This is a genomic window from Paenibacillus sp. FSL H8-0259, from assembly GCF_037963255.1.
GTDB lineage: Bacteria > Bacillota > Bacilli > Paenibacillales > Paenibacillaceae > Paenibacillus_AQ > Paenibacillus_AQ phytohabitans.
The window spans coordinates 1,593,751-1,613,519 of record NZ_CP150147.1 but is presented as its reverse complement, the minus strand read 5'-3'; the positions used below and the strand labels follow the sequence as shown (position 1 = coordinate 1,613,519).

The following is a 19,769-nucleotide window of genomic DNA, read 5'->3' as shown; positions in this document are numbered from 1 at the left end:
ACATAGCTGAAGAAGACTATTATAACGTACCTGCCGCAGCTGTCTCCTGCTTGAGGGGGGTCGTTCCGCCGCTGCTCAAGCTCTCACCGCCCAGAGAAGAATATTGCCCTTCCTCCACTGCTTCCTGCTCCAGCTGGGAATTATACAGCTCGAAGTACCGTCCCTCTGCCGCCAGCAGCTCCTCATGTCCGCCCCGCTCCACAATCTCCCCGTTCTCCATCACCAGAATAATATCGGCATTCTGGATGGTTGAGAGGCGGTGGGCGATGACCAGCGTTGTTTTATCCTTCATCAGCTTGCGGATCGCCTGCTGGACCATTTTCTCCGACTCATTGTCGAGTGCCGCCGTAGCTTCATCCAGCAGCAGAATCGGCGCGTTCTTCAGCATCGCTCGGGCAATGGAGAGACGCTGTCTCTGCCCTCCGGACAATCTCGAACCATGCTCACCAATATCGGTGTGGATGCCTTCCGGCAGCTCCATCACGAAATCATAAGCGTTCGCCTGCCGCAGCGCTTCTATAATCTCTTCTTCCGTAGCCCCCGGTCTTCCGTTACCGATATTATCACGGATGCTTCCAGTATACAGACCCGACTCCTGGGGAACATAGGCGAAATAACTTCTCAGCTGCTCAAGCGGCATCCCGGCAATCGCCTGATTATTAATTGAAATCCCACCTGCATCCGGTTTGTAGAAACCGAGCAGTAGCTTGAACAGTGTGGATTTACCGCCGCCGCTCGTACCCACCACAGCCATCTGCTTTCCGCGCGTTAACTCCAGGTTAACCTTGCTTAGACTCTGCTTCTCACTCTCCGGATATCCGAACGACAGGTCTGCGAGCTGTAGCACATTGAAATCAGGCTGCTGCATCTGCTGGTCAGGCAGTACCTCAACCTCGGGAGCAGCATCCATCACTTCAAAAATCCGTTCCGCCGCACCCAGCGACTGCTGCATGGAAGCGACCAGGCCCGGCAGTACCGAGAACGGCCCAACCAGATAATTCATCAATTGGATGAAGGCAATCATCGCCCCGACCTCAAGCGAACCTTTGGCCACAAACCACCCGGCAATGACCAGCGCAAGCAGGAAGGTAAGGTTGCCCAGTACAGAGGAGATCGCCCCAGTTGCTCCTTCGATTCTCGCCTTCTTCTTCTCCCCGGAGGCAATGCTCTCACTATATTCTATATACTGCTTCTGCAGCCTGCGCTCAATCGAGAACGCTTTGAACACCATGCTGCTGCCCAGGATATCATTCAGAAAAGCCGTCGTTCTGCTCATATTTTCCTGTACCCGCACACTGTTGGCACGCATCGCATTGCCGAATATTTTGCCGGTCAGGAACAGCAGCGGCCCTACGGACAGACAGATCAGCGCAAGCAGCCAGTTGATATAGATCAGATAAGCGAAGGAGGCCACCGCCAGCAGCGGATTGCGCAGCAGGTCCATCATGACATGTCCGCAGGCTTCACCGACCGACTGATTGTCGTTCGTGAACCGGGACAACAGATCGCCTGAATGATTGCGGTCGAAATAAGACTGCGGCAAAGCCAGGGTATGTCCCATCATGTCCTGGCGCAGTTCATTTCTGATTTTGGCCGAGATATTGGTTTTGAGATACACACTTAGAAAGGTGTTGATTCCGGCGACCGTCAAGAATATAACTCCGAACCAGGCAAGGTCTGTAAAAGCCTCTACGTCCAGACGGACCGCCGCATCCGTAATCCGGGACAGGAACCAGGCCATCGTCAGATCAAGGACAATACTAAACAGGGTAACTAGCAGTAATATGCTATAAATCAGCTTATGTCTGAGCATGTATGTACTTAATCTGGCAAAAGCACCTTTCTTCTTCTTCACATCATCATCTCCCTTTAGAATTCAACACCCCGCACCTTAGCGTACACTTTGCTGTCATGGAGTTCCCCGTCCGCCTCGCGTGTGCTCCGGCGCAAAATGCCGTCCAGCGTGAACCCGGCACGCTCGGCGACAGCAGCGCTTTTGGCATTCCGCGCACTGCAGCGGATCTCAATCCGGCTGGCCTCCAGCTCTCGTATTGCGAAGGCGGTAATTCCGTTCACCGCTTCCGTGATGTATCCGTTGCCCGCGCAGGAGCTCCTAATCCAGTAGCCTGTCTCGAAACGGCGGCAATCCCAGTCGATATGATGCAGGCCGATGTTGCCGATATATGTGCCGTCCACCTTGCTGTAGATCTGCATATTCAGTGTCGAGCGCTTCAGATACGCTACCCGCGACTCCCGGACATAGACCTCGGTCTCTTCCACCGCCGGCATGCTCTGGGCAAAAGGCATCCACGGCTTCAGCTCGTTCAGGCTCTCTCCGATCGCCTTATTCATTTCCGCCCCGTCTCCCGGCCGCGCAGCCCGGACGAGCAGGCGCTCCGTTTCAAAGCTCTCTGGAATATCCAGCAGAATTGGAAGCAAATTCTCACTCATACCAAATTCATCCTCCACTATAATCGAATATCGTTATATTATAGTGCGTCCTCCTTTTCTTGGAAATAATGAAAAATACACATTAGTTGCTTAAAATTGGAAGGCGGGCTCATTGTTTATTTACATTCCGTGCTTGGATGCCTTTAGTTTACAGAGCTTGCGGGAAAGCGCCCAGCGGCGGCAGGCGGATTCGCGGGTCGGTCCTGGGGCTGAAAAATGTCGCTACTGCACAGCAAAAACCGCCTTTAAAGCCACGAACAAAGCTCTTCAGCAGCTCCGTTCAGTACTCACAGGCGGTTCCGGGTAGATTGAACTTGAAATTATTCCAATTGGGATGTTGTTCATAACTGCGGTGAATATTTGGACTTTCAGCCGCTGTTGTCACCAGATTTCTTGATTGTTACTGCTTTTAGCGGTAGAGTCCGGTGACAAAGGCAGTCGCTGGCGCTCCTACAGTTCCAAAATTCCCCTCCGTTATTCTCATCTGTTATTGTCTTCTTCAGTTCAAGCTATAGAAGTTTAATATATTCAACTATAAAGAAAGGCTGATCTTGAAATACTTACGCATACTTAGCTTTCCTCAGTAAATGTTGTACGGAATACAACAATTCCTTCCTAATATCGAGCGAAATCCAAAATTGTTGTATAAAAGGCAACATTTCCGCTCATCCAAACGGTTTAAAGGGACAATTATTGTATTTCATACAACAATCTGTCCAATCATGTTGGTTTCTGGGGAGCCAAGTTGTAATACGTACAACAATTGCAGTGTTGACCGGTTACTTGTTTTGGTTTTGATCAATAGTGCGGTTTATAGTAGTTGTTCTTCTTAGTAAATTGGCCGATAGTAGTTGCTCAGGCCAGTTGCTCACTGTTAATGGTCTGTCCACTTAGTATTTAGTCACTTAGTATTTAGTCACTTAGTATTTAGTCACCTATCAGGCACTCACTTAGCGCCACGAGTCTCCGCCGCTGTATACAGTGCCAGAATCTCCGTAACGATCTCCGCCGAGTTGGTGGCGGCGAGCTCCAGATGCGACTTGAATAATCCGGCCGCTTCTGATCCGGCTATGTCGGAGATCGCACGGACAGCAAGGAACGGCACACCGAATTGGTAGGCGGTTTGCGCAATCGCTGCACCTTCCATATCTGTAGCCTTAGCTGCAGGGAAGCGGCTGCGGATCTCATCGGCCCGCTCCGGTCGGCTGATGAACGAATCCGCCGTAGTAATCAGTCCGGTGACGACTGCCTCCGCCCTGGAAGTGCGGGCAATCACCTGCTTCGCCGCAGCCAGCAGATCGCCCGCGACCGGATAACGGTCCGGCATCTGCGGCACCTGCCCATAGGCATAGCTGAATGCTGTTGCGTCCACATCGCTGTAGATCAGTTCCTCGGCGATGACCACATCGCCAACCCTAAGCTCCGGAGCCAAGCCACCGGCAGCACCGGTATTAATGATGAGCTCACAGTGGAACCGCTCCAGCAGCAGCGTTGTAGTTACTGCCGCATTCACTTTGCCGATGCCGGACTGCAGCAGAACCACATCCAGCCCGTTCAGCCTGCCGGAATGAATTCTTCCCACGCCTGCCTTCAGGCTGCGCACCTCCGTCATCCGTGACAGCAAGAGCGCTACTTCCTCTTCCATTGCGCCGATAATCGCAATACTCATGATGTTACTGCCCCCTGACCATGATATTTTGTTGACGCACACCGGACGCCGTCTGCCCTCTTTGATAGCTATCGTCCGTGTCCACTTTCCAGCCAGCTTCGTCCACATACCCTGCTCCTGCAGTATCGTTTGTCTGTGCCACTTCACCGGTACCTAACGCCCGTCCCGGTCCTCCGGCGGAATCCCGGCGCCAGCTGCCAACGAACCGCTCCAGTTCAGCCGCCGCATCCGCAATCCGCGCGGCAGTAATCACGCCGTGCATCCTGTGAATGGAGGCCTCCGGCACCGCCGCCCGTTCTCCCAGCTCCAGCAGATCGCCCGGAGTCAGGAAGTCCAGCCCCATATCCGCCAGACTGGCTGGCAGGCCGATCTGCCGGTAGAACGGTAGCAGTTCTTCTATCTCCGCGAAGTTCTCTTCCAGCGCAAGCTGAACCAGCACACCGTAAGCCACCTTGCTGCCATGCAGCAGGCTGTGGGCCTCCGGGATAGCCGTAAGCGCATCATGGACGGAGTGCGCACCGGCAGTTCGGCCATAATCTTCACCGAAGCCGCCGACCAGACCGCCCACCATGATGATCGTTTCTACCGTCCGGGTCAACGCATCATCCAGCACTCCCGCCGAAACGGCCGCGAGCGCTGCTGCGCTGTACTCCAGCAGGTGATCACGGCATTTGCGCGCCGTGAACCAGGCCAGCTCCACTTCAACCGGAGGCGCAGGCAGATGGCGGATGATGGCGTCAGCCTCATACCATTTGGCCAGCGTATCGCCAATGCCGGCTGCCAGCAGCTCTGGCGGTGAAGCGGCGATGACAGCCGGATCGAGCAGCACCAGCGCGTTGCTGCGCGGGAACACATCGAAGCGGACATAAGCCCCTTGACTGTCGTACATCACGCTCAGCGAGGACCAGGCGGCGCAGGTAGCGGCCAGCGTCGGCAGAATAACTGCCGGCAGATTCAGCTTGGCTGCAGCAGATTTGACCACATCCGTGATCTTCCCGCCGCCTACGGCAATAATCGCCTGCAGCTGATGCTCTACCGCATAACCGGCTATGGCATCACGCTCCCCGTAGGTGCATTCACCGCCGTAGACATGATAATGGATCTCCGTTCCGTCAAGCTGCGGCCAATACCGCCCGGCCGCCGCCCAGGACTTCACACCGCGCACCACCAGTACCCGCTCAATTCCCCGTCTGCGCAGATGCTCCTCCAGGTCATTCCAGCTGCCCTCCCGGCAGACGAATTCCTGCGGTGCCGCGCGCACGATAAGACGTTCCGCCATAATGGACCCTCCTTCAAAGTTTTGTAAGCCTACGCTTCTTGAATCACCTTCATACAAAACTTGCTTCGGAAGCATCCGCTTAAGTTTTGTAAGCCTACGCTCAGCCTCAGCCTCATTCCTAGTCCCGCCGCGCCTTACGAGCCAGCCGGTTCCCTGCAGACTGAATACCCTGAACGAAGATAATCAGAATGGCTACGGTAACGATCATGACGAAGGTGTCGAACCGCTGGTAGCCATACGAGATCGCCAAATCACCAATTCCGCCGCCCCCGACCGTTCCCGCCATTGCTGTGGCCCCGACGAGTCCGATCATCGCCGTGGTCATCGTCAGGATTAGCGACCCGAACGCCTCCGGCAGCAGGAAATGCCAGATCACCTGAAACGTAGTCGCTCCCATCGCTTCCGCAGCCTCCAGAATCCCCGGGCTAACCTCAAGCAGAGAGTTCTCGACCAGGCGTCCAATATAAGGCGCTATGTATACAACAAGCGGTACAATCGCGGCGCTGGTACCAATCGAGGTGTGCACAAGCAGCCGCGTGAAGGGAATAATCGCTACGAGCAGAATGATGAATGGCAGAGAACGGACAATATTAATGATCGGATTAAGCACCGAATAGATAATTCTGTTAGGCAGAACACCGCCCGGACGTGTAATAACAAGGATGATGCCGATAGGAATCCCCAGCAGCGCTCCAAAAAACAACGAAACCCCAACCATAACCACCGTTTCCCTCAGTGCCTGAAACAGCTGCTCCGAGGTAATCACTGTATCCAGCATTAAACCTCCACCTCCTGAATGTCCACACCCTGGCTGACGATAAAAGCCGCCGCCTGATCGATCACTGTATGCTCGCCGTTCAGCTGCAGAATCATTGTCCCCAGCGTTGTCTGCTGGATTTCCGTCATGTTGGCGAACAGAATATTCGCATTGACTTCGAATCTGCGGATCAGGCTGTTGATAATCGGCTCCGAGGCTGTGCCTCCAACGAACTTCAGCCGGAACAGCCGCCGCCCAGGTTCGGCCTTCAGCGTGTTCAGCACACTTTGCGGCACACTGTTATGAATAACCGTCTGCACGAAGCTCTGCGTAGTGGGGTGATGCGGACTGCCGAACACATCCAGCACCTTGCCCTGCTCGATGATCTCCCCCTGCTCCATCACGGCAACCTTGTTGCAGATCTGCTGGATGACAGCCATTTCATGCGTAATGATCATGATGGTGATGTTGTACTCTTTATTTATTTTTTTGAGCAGCTCCAGAATAGATTTGGTCGTCTGCGGATCAAGTGCCGAGGTCGCTTCATCACATAGCAGGATCGACGGATTGGTAGCCAGCGCCCGGGCAATGCCCACCCGCTGCTTCTGGCCGCCGGACAGCTCCTTGGGATAACTCTTCGCCTTATCCTCCAGCCCGGTGAATTTCAGCAGCTCGGTGACCCGGTCCTGAATCTCCTTTTTGCTGCGTTTCAGCAGCACCAGCGGAATCGCGATATTGTCGAATACGGTCTTAGATTCCAGCAGGTTGAAATGCTGAAAAATCATGCCGATCTTCTTCTTGGCCGCGCGCAGCTGCGCCGGATTGTACTCCGCCAGCGGCTCACCTTCCACGAGCACCTCTCCGCCTGTCGGCCGCTCCAGATAGTTGACCAGCCGGATCAGGGTGCTTTTACCTGCACCGCTGTAGCCGATAACCCCGTAAATATCACCCTTGTCCACATGCAGGCTTACCCCGCGCAAAGCTTCAATGGATTGGCCCTTCCGTTCAAACGTCTTATAAATATCTCTTAGCTCAATCATGCTGAGCTGCCCCCCTCAGGTTCGTGACCACCGTCTGCTTGAAAATACCTGCCGCTTCTATCCGGTCTACCGCTTCGTTCAGCCTGTCCTCGCTGTTCACCAGGCTAAGCCGCACATACTGCCGTCCTTGTTCTCCGAAGCCTTCCCCCTGCGCCACAGCCACCTGCGCTTCATCCAGCAGCCGCTGGGCGAAGGTTTCCGCTGTATAGCCTGAAGGCACTTTGAACCACGCGAAGAAGGTGCCCTGCGGAGCCGGAACCTCCCAGCCGATGCCCCGAAGTCTCTCTACCAGCACATCGCGCCGCCGCTGATACAGGCTTCCCAGCCGCCTCACCGCATCCTGCGGTCCGAGCAGAGCCGCCGCTGCCGCATCCTGCACTGCACCGAACACGGTGCTGTACGCCTGCGTATGATAATGCTTCAAGGCAGCAATGATCGAAGCGTTGCCGGCGGCGAAGCCGAACCTCCAGCCTGCCATGTTGTAGGTTTTGGACACAGTATAGGTTTCAATTCCATAGGCTTTGCCGTCCGCATGCTGAAGCAGGCTAAGCGGCTTGTGGCCGTCGAAGCCGAACGCGCCATAGGCAAAATCATTCAGCACCGGGAACTTATAGCGGGCGGCAAGCTCCAGCGTCCGTTCCCAGAATTCCCTCGTAGCCACCGCCCCGGTCGGATTATTGGGATAGTTCAGCATCAGCAGCTTCACCTGCCGGAGGATCTCTTCAGGAACACGCCCGTAATCCGGCAGGTAGCCGTCCTCTTCATAGACAGGAAGGGTATGAACCCGGGCTCCCGCCAGCTGGGCAGCGGCATGATAGGCCGGATAAGCCGGATCGGCGGTAAGCATCAGATCCCCCGGATTCAGCAGACTCTGAGGAATGCCGACCACCCCAATGCCCGAGCCAGTGAACACAGCGATCTCATGCTCCGGGTCAAGCTCAACGCCATACTCCCTTTTATAGAAGACGGCGATGGCTTCAAGTGTGCTTTTTTTACCGTAAAACGGCGGGTAGCCCTGATTCTCCGGTTTGTCGATTGCCGCTTTCAGGGCATCAATTATAGGCTGCGGCGTGGGCTGATCCGGGTTGCCGCTGGCCAGATCGATCACGTCTATCCCTTTGCTGCGGTAATCGGCGATTCTGGCTTTCAGCGCGTTAAAGTAATTCCCGGACAACTCTTTTACAACATTAGCGGGTTCAAAATCCATACACTTACACCTCTTCACAAGATCTCTGAGACTTCAAGCTTCAGGCTGGAATATACAAAGGCGATCTGCCACTTCTCCCAGACAGGGAAATGACAGATCACCAGGCAGCGCTATAATGGTTTGTTATTTCGTAAAGTAGTCCGGCAGCTTGTAGCCTTCATAATCCGGATTCGACGTGATGTACTCCTGGAACTCAGCAGAATGGTAGCCTTCGATAATATCTTTGACAAATTGGGCATCCTTGTTCTTGCTGTCGACCGCCACGATATTCGTGAACGGGTCCGTCATTTTCTCCAGCTGCAATGCCGTGGTCAGCTTAATATTATTGGAGACGGCGAAGTTCCCCTGAATAGCAGCGTAATCCACATCCTCCAGTGCGCGCGGGCCCTGGGCCGGCTCAGTGGCGATGAACTTCAGATTGTGGGGATTGGATGTAATATCTGCCAGTGAAGTCTGCAGCGGATCAATATCCTCCTTCAGTGTAATCCAGCCCACATCCTTCAGGACGTTAAGCGCGCGGAGCATATTCACCGGTTCGTTCGGCAGGTTGACCTGATCGCCGTCGCTGACTTCATCCAGGCTGGTGTGTTTTTTGGAATAGAGGCCCATCGGCGGAGTAGGCACCTTCACCACACCTACCAGGTCGATTTTCTCACGCTCATTGATAGATTCGAGGTACAGCGAATGCTGGAACACGTTGGCGTCAATCTCGTCATTCGCTACGGCAACATTGGGCTGGATACCATCGGTGAATTCTTTATAAGTAATGGTGTAGCCCTTGCTCTCCAGGTAGGGTGCAACACCGTTCTTGAACTGGTCACTGTAAGGTCCGGGATTGAAGCTGATGCGCAGCGTCTTCTTCTCTTGTCCGGAGGAATTACTGCCTGAACCGGAAGCTTCACTGTTATTACCGCAGCCTGCGATAACCAAAGTGGTGGCAATGACTAACAGCGCGGAATGAATCCATTTTTTCTTCAACATGTAATTTCTCCCCCAATGTAGATATTTCTGCAGAAACCCAAGCCAGACGATCCGGCAACAACAACCGACAATTAAACCTAGTAAAAGCATCAGAATTAAGTTGATTCATATGTTACAATGCATTAATATTCATGTCAACACATTTTAATTAAGATGATTGGATTAATCGGCTTTGTCTATTTACATCTTTTATACGTTGTGATAGTTTGATATGAAAAGCTTGAAAGGAAGAGGAATAACATGGCGAAGGTTGAAAGTTTCCAATTGGATCATACGAAGGTAAAGGCCCCTTATGTGCGGGTTGCAGGTACGGAGAAGAATGAGAAAGGCAGCACCATCCAGAAATATGATTTGCGCTTCCTGCAGCCGAATGCGGATGCATTGCCTACTGCCGCTGTCCACACCCTGGAGCATTTGCTGGCCACTTATTTGCGTGATGAGCTGGAGGGCATTATTGATATCTCCCCGATGGGCTGCCGGACCGGCTTTTATCTGATTATCTGGGATGAGCATAACCCTGCCGATGTTGCTACCGCGCTGACCAAGGTTCTGCATAAAGTACTGGATACAGAGGTTGTTCCTGCGGTCTCTGCACTGGAATGCGGCAACTATAGAGACCATTCCCTATTCAGCGCCCAAGAGTACGCCAGACAGGTCCTGGATGCCGGAATCAGCGATGATCCCTTCAGAAGCTAGAATGAGAGGAAGCCTGCTGCCATGCTGAACATCGATTTTACTGGAAAAACGCTGGTAGTCACCGGGGGGCTGACCGGAATCGGCAAAGGCATTGCCGATTTATTCCTGCAGGCTGGTGCGAATGTCGTGATTGGCGATATCGCCTGTAAGCCTGGCGTGGAACAGATCCATGAGCGGCTGGTGCAGATCCGCATCGATGTCACGTCAAGTGAGGATGCCGCGCGGCTGGTTGAATGTGCGGTGGATTCTTTTGGCCGGATCGACTTCCTGGTGAACAACAGCGGGACATCGACGATGGACTTTGCCGTTGACATCAAGGAGGAAGACTGGGATAAGGTAATGGATATCAACGCCAAGGGCGTATATCTGGTCTCCCAGGCCGGGGCGCGCCAGATGCTCCGCCAGGGCGGCGGCGGCCGGATCATCAATATTGCCTCACAGGCGGGCAAGAACGGCTACCGCTGCATGGGCAATTATGTAGCCTCCAAGCATGCGGTCCTTGGTTTCACCAAGGTCATGGCGCTGGAGCTGGCCCGGGAGCAGATTCTCGTGAACGCGGTCTGCCCGGGGATCGTCGAGACGGACATGAAGAAGCGCGAGCGTGTGGAAGGTGCTGCCCTGCGCGGAATGACACCGGAGGATATTCTCGCCGAGGACCGTTCGCAGGTCCCGCTCGGCCGGACGGCTGAGCCGGAGGATGTAGCGAACGTAGTGCTGTTCCTCGCCAGCCCGCTCGCCTCCTACATGACCGGCCAGGCAATCAATGTCACCGGCGGCATGACGATGAACTAACGCAATCCCCCCATAAAGCGGGGCCTCTCATGGACCCTGATAACTTTTCAAATTTATTATTACAATAAAAGGACTTCACCTGCGGCAGGCGCCGCCGGGTGAAGTCCCTTTTTAACAGATTCGCCGTATGAAATTGAATTTCTACCTTCTATTTCTCCCAAAGCTCAATCAGCCGCCCGTCAGGATCTTTAATCCACACAAACTTGCCGTATTCGCTGCTCTCTTGTTCCTTGGCAAGCGGTACGCCTATTGTTTCGAAGTGCTGAATAGTCTCGTTTATATCATACACCTGGAAATTCAGCATCACCTGTTGGTCGGTTGGAAAATAACTGTCATCCTCCGCAAAGAACGAAAAGATCGTCTCATCCCCGGATTGGGGATTAATCACAGTCCCATTCCAGTTGTTGATTTCAAGCTTCAGCACATCACTATACCATTTTTTTACAGACTCAAGATTAGTAGTTCTCCAGAATATTCCTCCGAAACCTTTTATCATCGCATCCGACTCCTCTCCATCATCACATTGTCAGCTAGCCGATTACGTTAGATATTCGAGTTCTGAAGCGGAGTTCCTTCTGACTAAGCATTAAATAAAGTCTATCTGAATTTGCGGAGGCTGCGTAAGAATGAACGTTGAGGTGCGCCGCGAATGCTGCCGTCCTCCCACCACTACCTCATTCTCATCATACCCGTTCACACGCCCTCCGCCAGTCATCTTCCCCTCTGTTATAACCAGAACATAGCTGCCGAAAAAAATTGCATTATCCAGCTCAAAATCATGCTGCAGTGTTGTCATGTATATGTTCACCCGCGCTTACAGCAGATCTGCCGTTAACGTATTCATGTAGGCCTCGACGTCGTGTGCATTGGAAGCATCCATATAATCAATAATAACCTGTGGTATTGATGGTTCATTTTGACTCATTAGTATACTCACTCCTGTCCGTCATCTTCGCTGCCAGCCCGGCTACCGGCCAAGTTCACAAGTCCACTATACGCCCTGTAACAGGACTACATTATGTCATATTAAGCAGGAGTCATATTCTAATATGACATAATGCCGTCTAATTAGGCGTGCTATATTGGGCAGGCGATATACTAACTTGCCATAGGGGAGAAGTGCAATAGATATGAATATTAACGAGGCGGCATTACGTTCCGCTCAAATCAGACAGCTCTATCATCAATTGGAACGGCAGCATCATGATAAGGAGTGGACAGTCGAAGAGGATGCACTGGCATTCCTGACAGATGCCGGATTGGTGGGCCGTCTGACCATGTCACAGCAGGGGCGCTGGCTGGCTCAAGGGGATACTGCAGCTGAACTGGAGCATAAGCTTGGCGAATGTGCGTGGTGGCTGATGGTTTTGGCTGAACGGATGAATATTGACTTCGCTGCAGCACTGGATACCTTCTTATCCAAAACAGAGAAGCTGCTTGGGCAAGAATAATTAGGGTTGCATGTTAAGAAGCTCCGGGAGATCCGGAGCTTCTTTGTTTGTATATACACGGATCGTTCATGCTGAAGTCACCCGCTGATCCGGCGCTTCAAGACTCCTCACGATACAGCCGAACCCTCATCCCGGTAACGGCAAGGGTGACCTTCTCCGGCAGAATATAATCCTTCTCCAGATTCACATCATGGGACATATGCGTATATACCGCGCGGCGCGGCTGCACAATTTCAAGCAGGTCTGCCGCCTCCGTCATGTCATATACAGAACGGGTGGACAATTCTGCCGCCTCGTAATAAAAGCTGGTTCCCAGCACCAATAAGTCTGCTCCGTGCATATGCTTCGTTTCCTCCGGTGTGAGGGAGATGGAGTCCGGACAGTAGACCCAGACATAACCTTCTTTCTCCAGCCGGAAGGCGTAAGAGTAGCCGTTCTTGCCATGGTTGACCCGCCACGTGCTGATCTGCCAGCCGTCCAGTGTAATGCCGTCATCGCAGGGAATCATGTCGATATGAGCACTTAGCCACGGGTATTGGCGCAGGATCACGGGAATCACCTCCGCCGGAGCGTAGAGCTCCCCCCTGAAGCCCATCCAGCGGCAGCTGTCCGCCCATTCCGGCAATCCGCCGATATGGTCAAAGTGAGCATGCGTCACCAGCAACCGCTGCATGCTGCGGTGCCCCAGCAGCTCCATCTGCTTGCGCCAGTCTGGTCCGCAGTCAATCGTCAGAAAGCCGCTGCCGTTATCTATAAAGACAGAAGAACGCAGCCGGTTATTACGGCCGCTCGTTCTTGCTTCCGTGCAGGTTTCACAGTCGCAATAGACCCGGGGTACGCCCATGGCATCCCCTGTTCCCCCAAAAATCAATGTATCCATAAGCCCGCCCTCCTTCATTGTGCTATTTCAGAGTATCTCAATCTGTATATTATAAAACAGCAGCCGTCCCTTTGCATCCTGCATCCCGATTCCCGCCGCTCCCCCGCCCGCAACACGAAGACGAACAAACTCATCGGCTTATGCAGCCTGTGCAGCTTATGTAGATTATAGGCCGCCTACTTTCGGCGGATTCAGGGGCACTTTTGCCCCTCATTTCCTCCTGCTGCCCACTTTTGGTGGATTCAGAGGGATTTATCCCTTTAATTTCCTCATACCGCCCACTTTCAACAGAATCAGAGGGATTTATCCCTTTAATTTCCCCATACCGCCCACTTTCAACAGAATCAGAGGGATTTATCCCTTTAATTTCCCCATACCGTCCACTTCCAGCGGAATCAGAGGGATTTATCCCTTTAATTTCCTCATACCGTCCACTTCCAGCGGAATCAGAGGGATTTATCCCTTTAATTTCCTCATACCGTCCACTTCCAGCGGAATCAGAGGGATTTATCCCTTTAATTTCCTCATACCGTCCACTTTCAGCGGAATCAGAGGGATTTATCCCTTTAATTTCCTCATACCGCCCACTTTCGGCGGATTCAGAGGGATTTATCCCTTTAATTTCCTCATACCGCCCACTTTCGGCGGATTCAGAGGGATTCCTATACAAAAACAAAGAGCCGTCCGGCAGCATCCGCCGCTGAACAGCTCTCCTAATCGCCCGCATCTCACCGCAAGCGTGAATCACAAATAATTCCATTTCCTCTAAGCATCATCCGTCAGACTGTATCCTCCAGTCCCCGCCTAAATCCCGGCCAACACCTGATACCAGATTCCACGCTTGGAATAGAGGGTCGTACGGACTTCTTCCCAGCCGCCAAGGTAGCTGATATCGAACAGTCCCGCTGGAACCGGATACTGGCTCTCATGCTCCGCATAGACCTGCTCGTTCACCGGACGGAAGCCGAATTTGGCGAAGACCTCCTGCGCCTCCGGCGTGGTCAGATAATCCACCAGCGCCTCTGATGCCTCGCGGGTGCCATGCTCATCCGCATATTTGTCCACCACTGCAGCGGGGTTCTCGATCAGGATTGTATTCTGCGGGATGATCACCTCATACTTCACCCCTTGGGCTATCCGCGCCAGCAGCTCATTCTCATAAGTGACGATTACATCGCCTACCCCGTATTCGAAGGCCGCCATCGAAGCGCGTCCGCTTTTATCCAGAGACTCCACGTTGGCGTGTATGCTCTCCAGAAAAGCTTTCGCGGCAGCAGGGTCTTTCGCCCCCTCCTGCTCCTCAGACAGCTTCAGACCCGCCCCGTAGATCGCATTGATGTCCCACTGCGCACCGCCGGACGTCTTCGGATTCGGATAGAGCACCTTCACACCCGGCTTCGCCAGATCGGCAAAATCATGAATGCTCTTGGGGTTGCCTTCCCGTGTACCCAAGGCCACAACCGAACGCGTGACCATTCCAGCCTCGCCGCGTTCCTTCCAGCTCTGCTCCACTAGGCCCGCTTTGACCAGCTTCTCAACATCGCCTTCCATCGCCAGCAGAGTGACATCCGCCTCGAATCCGCCGGCAATCGCCCGCGCCTGGGTTCCGGAAGCCTCATAGGACTCCTGGAATACGATTTTTTGGCCGGTCTTGGCCTGCCATTCCTCCGCGAACAAGGGTAGAATTTCGCCCATCGCATCCTTCGCTACACTGTAAGCCCCGACTACCAGGGTCAAATCCCCCTGCTGCGCCGCAGCAGCTGTTGAACCTTTCTGCTCATTTCCGCAGCCGGCGGCGGTCAAAGTGAGCACCGCCAGCATTACGACAGCCAGCCATCCGTGCAGTTGTCTGCTCCTTCTGAAAAGCCTCATACCGGCGACACATCCTACATCTTATATTTTTAAATATTTCTAGATAAATACAGGCATCGGATCTTCCTTCAGCCCGTTCTCCTGAATCCAGCTGTGTTCATCATTGAACAGGTAGGCGCGGTGCACAAGCACGGAAATTTTCTGCCCGGGAGTCAGCGTCTCCTTCTCCAACGAGCGATAGGTTACCAGCTTATGACCGTTCACCTCAACCTCCACCAGCCATTCGCTGCCGCGGAAATGCAGATGCTTCACGATGCCCTGCTCGGTGGCCGAAGCCATTTTGAATTCATGCAGGTGGCCTACCTCGATATACTCGGGACGGATCAGTGCCTTGGTCGGTTTGCCGCCGCCTGCCCCTTTGAACCCCTTCAGCTCGGAGGCACTCTCAATCAGCGTCGATTCCCCGATAAAGGTCGCCACGAACGGTGTCTTCGGCTCCTTGTAGATATCCCATGGCGTACCCTTTTGCTCCAGGCGGCCCTGGTTGATGATCATAATCTCATCCGCCACCTCAATCGCTTCATCCTGGTCATGGGTAACGAAGATCGAGGTTATGCCGACACGCTCAATCAGCTCCCGCAGCCAGGAGCGCAGCTCTTGGCGGATCTTGGCATCAATCGCCGCGAACGGCTCATCCAGCAGCAGCAGCTGCGGCTCAGGCGCGAGCGCCCGGGCAAAAGCCACACGCTGGCGCTGACCTCCTGACAGCTGATGCGGATACCGCTTCTCGAAGCCCTTCAGCCCGGTAAGCTCCACCAGCTCGGCCACGCGGTCATGGATGGCATTTTTCGAACTCTTTTTCACCTTCAGCCCGAAGGCAATATTCTCAAACACGGTCATGTGCTTGAACAGCGCATAGTTCTGGAACACGAAGCCGATCTCACGCTCCTGGGGCGGCAAGTTATTCACAGTTTTGCCATGGAAAATAATCTCCCCGCTGTCCGGTGTCTCCAGTCCCGCCAGCATGCGCAGGATGGAGGTTTTGCCGCCTCCGCTTGGGCCGAGCAGCCCGATCAGATGACCTTTGGTAATCCCGAAATTGACGTCCTTCACGGCGTGGAAATCTCCAAAATGCTTATTCAGTCCCCGGACCTCTACATGCATAACTAGTGCACACCCTTTCTTCTCTTGCTCCATTCCATCAACAGCAGCAGACCCGCGGAGAACGCGGCCAGCACCAGCGCTATACCGCCCGCAGCCGTAACATTGAAATTCTCGACATCCTGATAGACCAGCGTGGTCGCAGTCTGCGTTTTGTTCATAATATTGCCGGACACAACGAGCACCGCACCGAATTCACCAAGCGAACGGGCCACCGTCAGAATCACTCCATAGATCACGGCCCAGCGGATCGAAGGCCAGGTCACTTTCCAGAAGGTCGTCCATCCATATGCACCAAGCGTCGAAGCCGCTTCCTCCTGCTGGGAGCCAATCTCCTGCAGCACCGGCATCACCTCACGCACCATCAGCGGGAAGGTCACGAACAATGTGGCAATGACCATTCCGGGAAAAGCATACACAATCTTCACTCCGATTTGTTCAAACAGCGCACCCAGCGCACTGTCCGGCCCCAGCAGCAGGACGATCATCAGACCGCCGATCACCGGCGATACCGCATAAGGCAGGTCAACGATGCTGTTCAGCAGGCTTTTCAGGCGCCGTCCCAGCCAGTTCGCCCGCACCAGATACAAAGCCATCATGATACCAAACAGCGTATTCAGCAGCGTAACTACGACCACCACGAATCCGGTCATCATCAGCGCGTGCAGCGCCTCCGGCCGGGTCAGGGCATTCCAGAAGCCGCCCCAGCCTTCGCTGAAGGCACCGATCGTCATTTTACCCAGCGGCGCGGCAATCAGCAGGAAGAATACGAGATACGTCAGTGTAATCCAGAGTCTTCTCATGATCTTCTCCCCCGCATCTGCAGCAGACTAATCAGCCAGAGAATAAGAAAGGACAAGGTCAGGAGAATAATCGAGACCGCTGCGGCCCCCACCGGATTATCACTCTCAACTTCGCCGAAAATAAATACCGATGACACCAGCGTCCGCCCCGGAATATTGCCCGCCACCAGCACAACCGCTCCGAATTCAGCGAGCGCCCGGGAGAAGGCCAGCATCCCCCCGCCAATCATACCCGGTGACATCGACGGCAGAATGACCTGCAGGAAGACCCGGCTGGGCTTAGCCCCCATCGTATACGCCGCCTCTTCTTCAGAAGCGTCCAGCTCCTCCAGCAGCGGCTGCACCGCCCGGATCACGAAGGGAAAAGTGACGAAGACCATGGCAATCACAATCGCCGGCTGGTGAAAAACAATCTCGAACCCCAGCGACTCCGCCAGACCGCCGATTAGGCTCCCTGGACCCAGCAGCAGAAGGATCATTAGGCCTCCAACGGCAGTAGGCAGGGCAAACGGGAGATCAACCAGGCTGTTCAGCAGCGCTTTGCCGGGAAACTTATAGCGTATAAGCACCCAGGCAATCATCGTCCCCAGCAGCACATTAATGAGTGTGGCGATAACCGCCAGCTTAAGCGTCAGTAAAACCGACTTCCAGGCAATCGGATCCATAATACTCTCGACAAAACTGCCAATACCGAGCGAGAATGAATTGTAATAGACACCGAGTATCGGCAGCACGATCAGCACTACAAAATAAAGTAAAATAGTTGTACGGAATCCCCAGGTCCAGCCTTTGTGTCTAATCAACGAATTCAATGGTTAAGCCTCCCACCTCCGGCTATCCGGTCGGTATACTCGTCTTTAAAGCTGTAATTATTCCTATTAATATACTTGGTTTAAAGTTATCACTACTTTACCAAAGACCGCTTGCTGCCGTCAATTACTTTCGTAGCTTTTGGGTTAAAGTATATAACATTCATTTTGCCTATGTAAGAGAGGGGAGTTCATTATGCTTCATACTATGGAGATCAGCACCAGCAAACGGGATGAGTTACGGGATATCACCCGCGAGGTCCAAGCTTATGTGAAGAAAAGCGCAGTGCGAAGCGGAATTATTGTAGTGTATTGTCCGCACACCACCGCGGGGATTGCGATTAACGAGAACGCCGACCCGGATGTGAAACATGATGTGCTGATGCGCCTGGATGAAGTCTATCCGTGGGAACATCCGAAATACCGCCACGCCGAGGGCAATACCGCTTCCCATCTGAAGTCAATCACAGCAGGCCCTTCCCAAACCATTATTATTCATGATGGAGCCTTGCTGCTGGGCCGCTGGCAGGGGATCTATTTCTGTGAGTTCGACGGTCCAAGACACCGGCAGTATTATCTGAAAATCATCGGGGGGTAGTCCGTTATTCCGTATAAAAGCTTATAGAAAAGCAGCTTCGCCGGTTCCTGCGGAGCTGCTTTCTATATTATTTATAGCTTCTATAACACTTTCACCAATCAATGTTATACCAATGCAACGCTCTAAAGTGCGGATTGCTAAAAAAAACAGCTATTATAAACTGCGGCTTAATACTTTGACATGAGTAAGTGCGGCTTGCTTCACATCTTCGAAAAGCACCTTATCTTGAATATAATAGGAGATAAATCCGTGAGCAGACAAGAACAGGGTCAGCGGCACACTTTGCCAGTCTTCCGACACATATCCCTCTTCCTTCATATGACGGCGGACAATACCTGCAAACAACTCGAAACATCGACCCTGTTCAGCTCTACAATAAGCAAGCAGCTCTTCATCGCGGATCATGAACATGATCTCATACTGGTACGGATGATCCAGCCCGAAACGGATGAACTCCATAATCAGCTGTTCAACACGGGTCATTCCCTCTTCAGGGGGCATGCTCATTGCCTGATTCAGCAGTGTAGCCACATGATTGAAATCCTCGACTACGATTGCGTAGAATAATTCAGCCTTCTCTTTGAAGTGGTAATAGAGAGAACCGTGACTATAACCCAGATGCTGGCCGATGCTGCGCATCGAAATGGCCCGGTACCCTTTGGTTATAAAAAGATGCCTCGCCGCCTCCAATATCCTTTCCCTCGACAATTCCTGCTCCACTGCTCTTCTTGCCATAAATTTATTCCCCTTCGCTGTAGTAAAGCCGCCGCCCTTCCGTAACCTGGGCTTGCGCCCCGGTAAGATCGGTTATCCATGCGATAAATGCGTCACCTTCATCATTGCGCGGAAGACATAGCAGCGTAACTTTATCCGTAAATAAAGTTTCGCCAGTCTGGATGCCTCTGCCCCGCAGCGCGTTCTCCACCTTGCCCAGCCAGGTGTATTCGATTTCCACGAACACCTCCCGCCTCAGCACACGGGTGATCACCTCTCCGGCTTCCAGTGCCAGCACTGCGCCGTCTGTATAGGCCCGAATCAGTCCGCCTGCGCCCAGCATAATGCCTCCGAAATAACGGGTAACTACAATAGCGACATTTTTAACCTTTTGGCTGCGGATTACTTCCAAAATCGGCTTCCCGGCCGTTCCACTCGGTTCACCGTCATCCGACTGTCTTTGGATCTCATCCCTCTCACCAATCATATAAGCAGAACAGTTATGTGTAGCGTTCCAGTGCTGCTTCTTGATGTCTTCAATGAATTGCACGGCTTCTTCTTCGCTCTCCACCGGCATTACATGTCCGATGAAGCGTGATTTACGGATTACGACTTCCCGTGAACCGGGAGCACGTACCGTCCGGTATTGTTCCAGCATTTGTTGTCCAT

At 53.2% G+C, this 19,769-nt stretch carries 22 protein-coding genes; 4 read left to right on the top strand and 18 right to left on the bottom strand.

What is annotated here, in order from left to right:
• Window positions 1-19: 19 nt before the first annotated feature.
• From NSU01_RS06985 to NSU01_RS06950, 8 genes are all read right to left on the bottom strand, one after another.
• Window positions 20-1,855, bottom strand: coding sequence for an ABC transporter ATP-binding protein (locus NSU01_RS06985; RefSeq protein ID WP_076242399.1), 1,836 nt, complete (start codon window positions 1,853-1,855; stop codon window positions 20-22).
• A 14-nt stretch (window positions 1,856-1,869) separates the two neighbouring features.
• A complete protein-coding gene (locus NSU01_RS06980; RefSeq protein WP_042134392.1) occupies window positions 1,870-2,451 on the bottom strand; it encodes a GNAT family protein in 582 nt (193 codons plus the stop codon).
• 946 nt (window positions 2,452-3,397) lie between these two features.
• Window positions 3,398-4,120: a 5'-methylthioadenosine/adenosylhomocysteine nucleosidase gene (locus tag NSU01_RS06975; protein ID WP_076242398.1), complete on the bottom strand. Its 723-nt coding sequence runs from the start codon at window positions 4,118-4,120 to the stop codon at window positions 3,398-3,400.
• Window positions 4,121-4,124: 4 nt separating this feature from the next.
• A complete protein-coding gene (locus NSU01_RS06970) occupies window positions 4,125-5,402 on the bottom strand; it encodes an iron-containing alcohol dehydrogenase family protein (protein WP_256703761.1) in 1,278 nt (425 codons plus the stop codon).
• Between the two features lie 115 nt (window positions 5,403-5,517).
• Window positions 5,518-6,177 (bottom strand): methionine ABC transporter permease, encoded by a 660-nt coding sequence (locus NSU01_RS06965; RefSeq protein WP_039296489.1) that lies wholly within the window; start codon window positions 6,175-6,177, stop codon window positions 5,518-5,520.
• Complete coding sequence (locus NSU01_RS06960) at window positions 6,177-7,196, bottom strand: methionine ABC transporter ATP-binding protein (protein WP_076242396.1); 1,020 nt, start codon at window positions 7,194-7,196, stop codon at window positions 6,177-6,179. The genes NSU01_RS06965 and NSU01_RS06960 overlap by 1 nt, the downstream gene beginning before the upstream one ends.
• Complete coding sequence (locus NSU01_RS06955) at window positions 7,189-8,403, bottom strand: aminotransferase class I/II-fold pyridoxal phosphate-dependent enzyme (RefSeq protein ID WP_076242395.1); 1,215 nt, start codon at window positions 8,401-8,403, stop codon at window positions 7,189-7,191. Before NSU01_RS06955 ends, NSU01_RS06960 begins: the two co-directional genes overlap by 8 nt.
• 123 nt (window positions 8,404-8,526) lie before the next feature.
• Window positions 8,527-9,384, bottom strand: a complete 858-nt coding sequence (locus NSU01_RS06950; protein WP_256703728.1) for a MetQ/NlpA family ABC transporter substrate-binding protein — start codon at window positions 9,382-9,384, stop codon at window positions 8,527-8,529.
• 240 nt (window positions 9,385-9,624) lie between these two features.
• On the opposite strand from NSU01_RS06950, the gene NSU01_RS06945 reads away from it, so the two are divergent.
• Both NSU01_RS06945 and NSU01_RS06940 read left to right on the top strand, forming a co-directional pair.
• Complete coding sequence (locus NSU01_RS06945; protein WP_076242394.1) at window positions 9,625-10,080, top strand: S-ribosylhomocysteine lyase; 456 nt, start codon at window positions 9,625-9,627, stop codon at window positions 10,078-10,080.
• 21 nt (window positions 10,081-10,101) lie between these two features.
• On the top strand, window positions 10,102-10,872 hold the full coding sequence (locus NSU01_RS06940; protein ID WP_042134383.1) for an SDR family NAD(P)-dependent oxidoreductase: 771 nt from the start codon (window positions 10,102-10,104) through the stop codon (window positions 10,870-10,872).
• 148 nt (window positions 10,873-11,020) lie between these two features.
• Here the strand turns inward: NSU01_RS06940 and NSU01_RS06935 are convergent, their stop codons facing one another.
• Both NSU01_RS06935 and NSU01_RS06930 read right to left on the bottom strand, forming a co-directional pair.
• Window positions 11,021-11,368: a VOC family protein gene (locus tag NSU01_RS06935; protein WP_042134381.1), complete on the bottom strand. Its 348-nt coding sequence runs from the start codon at window positions 11,366-11,368 to the stop codon at window positions 11,021-11,023.
• Window positions 11,369-11,458: 90 nt separating this feature from the next.
• Entirely contained in the window at window positions 11,459-11,668 is a 210-nt protein-coding gene (locus tag NSU01_RS06930) for a hypothetical protein (RefSeq protein ID WP_042134378.1), read from the bottom strand.
• A 334-nt stretch (window positions 11,669-12,002) separates the two neighbouring features.
• Here NSU01_RS06930 and NSU01_RS06925 point away from each other — a divergent pair, with 334 nt between their 5' ends.
• Window positions 12,003-12,323: a MazG-like protein gene (locus tag NSU01_RS06925; protein ID WP_042134376.1), complete on the top strand. Its 321-nt coding sequence runs from the start codon at window positions 12,003-12,005 to the stop codon at window positions 12,321-12,323.
• Window positions 12,324-12,420: 97 nt separating this feature from the next.
• Here NSU01_RS06925 and NSU01_RS06920 read toward each other — a convergent pair whose 3' ends face one another.
• The 6 genes from NSU01_RS06920 to cysT all read right to left on the bottom strand — a co-directional run bounded on the left by NSU01_RS06920 (window position 12,421) and on the right by cysT (window position 17,791).
• Window positions 12,421-13,203 carry an MBL fold metallo-hydrolase gene (locus NSU01_RS06920; protein ID WP_076242393.1) on the bottom strand — a complete coding sequence of 261 codons (783 nt, stop codon included), beginning with the start codon at window positions 13,201-13,203 and terminating at the stop codon, window positions 12,421-12,423.
• Between the two features lie 130 nt (window positions 13,204-13,333).
• Window positions 13,334-13,963, bottom strand: coding sequence for a hypothetical protein (locus tag NSU01_RS06915; protein ID WP_339302814.1), 630 nt, complete (start codon window positions 13,961-13,963; stop codon window positions 13,334-13,336).
• A 44-nt stretch (window positions 13,964-14,007) separates the two neighbouring features.
• Window positions 14,008-15,075: a sulfate ABC transporter substrate-binding protein gene (locus NSU01_RS06910; protein WP_076242391.1), complete on the bottom strand. Its 1,068-nt coding sequence runs from the start codon at window positions 15,073-15,075 to the stop codon at window positions 14,008-14,010.
• 39 nt (window positions 15,076-15,114) lie between these two features.
• Window positions 15,115-16,179: a sulfate ABC transporter ATP-binding protein gene (cysA, locus tag NSU01_RS06905; RefSeq protein WP_076242390.1), complete on the bottom strand. Its 1,065-nt coding sequence runs from the start codon at window positions 16,177-16,179 to the stop codon at window positions 15,115-15,117.
• Window positions 16,180-16,181: 2 nt separating this feature from the next.
• Window positions 16,182-16,979 (bottom strand): sulfate ABC transporter permease subunit, encoded by a 798-nt coding sequence (locus tag NSU01_RS06900; RefSeq protein ID WP_042134367.1) that lies wholly within the window; start codon window positions 16,977-16,979, stop codon window positions 16,182-16,184.
• Window positions 16,976-17,791 carry a sulfate ABC transporter permease subunit CysT gene (gene cysT / locus NSU01_RS06895; RefSeq protein ID WP_042134365.1) on the bottom strand — a complete coding sequence of 272 codons (816 nt, stop codon included), beginning with the start codon at window positions 17,789-17,791 and terminating at the stop codon, window positions 16,976-16,978. Before cysT ends, NSU01_RS06900 begins: the two co-directional genes overlap by 4 nt.
• A 193-nt stretch (window positions 17,792-17,984) precedes the next feature.
• Here cysT and NSU01_RS06890 point away from each other — a divergent pair, with 193 nt between their 5' ends.
• Window positions 17,985-18,386, top strand: coding sequence for a secondary thiamine-phosphate synthase enzyme YjbQ (locus tag NSU01_RS06890; protein WP_042134363.1), 402 nt, complete (start codon window positions 17,985-17,987; stop codon window positions 18,384-18,386).
• Between the two features lie 153 nt (window positions 18,387-18,539).
• Here the strand turns inward: NSU01_RS06890 and NSU01_RS06885 are convergent, their stop codons facing one another.
• Both NSU01_RS06885 and NSU01_RS06880 read right to left on the bottom strand, forming a co-directional pair.
• Complete coding sequence (locus tag NSU01_RS06885; RefSeq protein ID WP_039296452.1) at window positions 18,540-19,121, bottom strand: TetR/AcrR family transcriptional regulator; 582 nt, start codon at window positions 19,119-19,121, stop codon at window positions 18,540-18,542.
• 4 nt (window positions 19,122-19,125) lie between these two features.
• Window positions 19,126-19,758, bottom strand: coding sequence for a YigZ family protein (locus NSU01_RS06880; RefSeq protein ID WP_039296449.1), 633 nt, complete (start codon window positions 19,756-19,758; stop codon window positions 19,126-19,128).
• Window positions 19,759-19,769 lie beyond the last annotated feature (11 nt).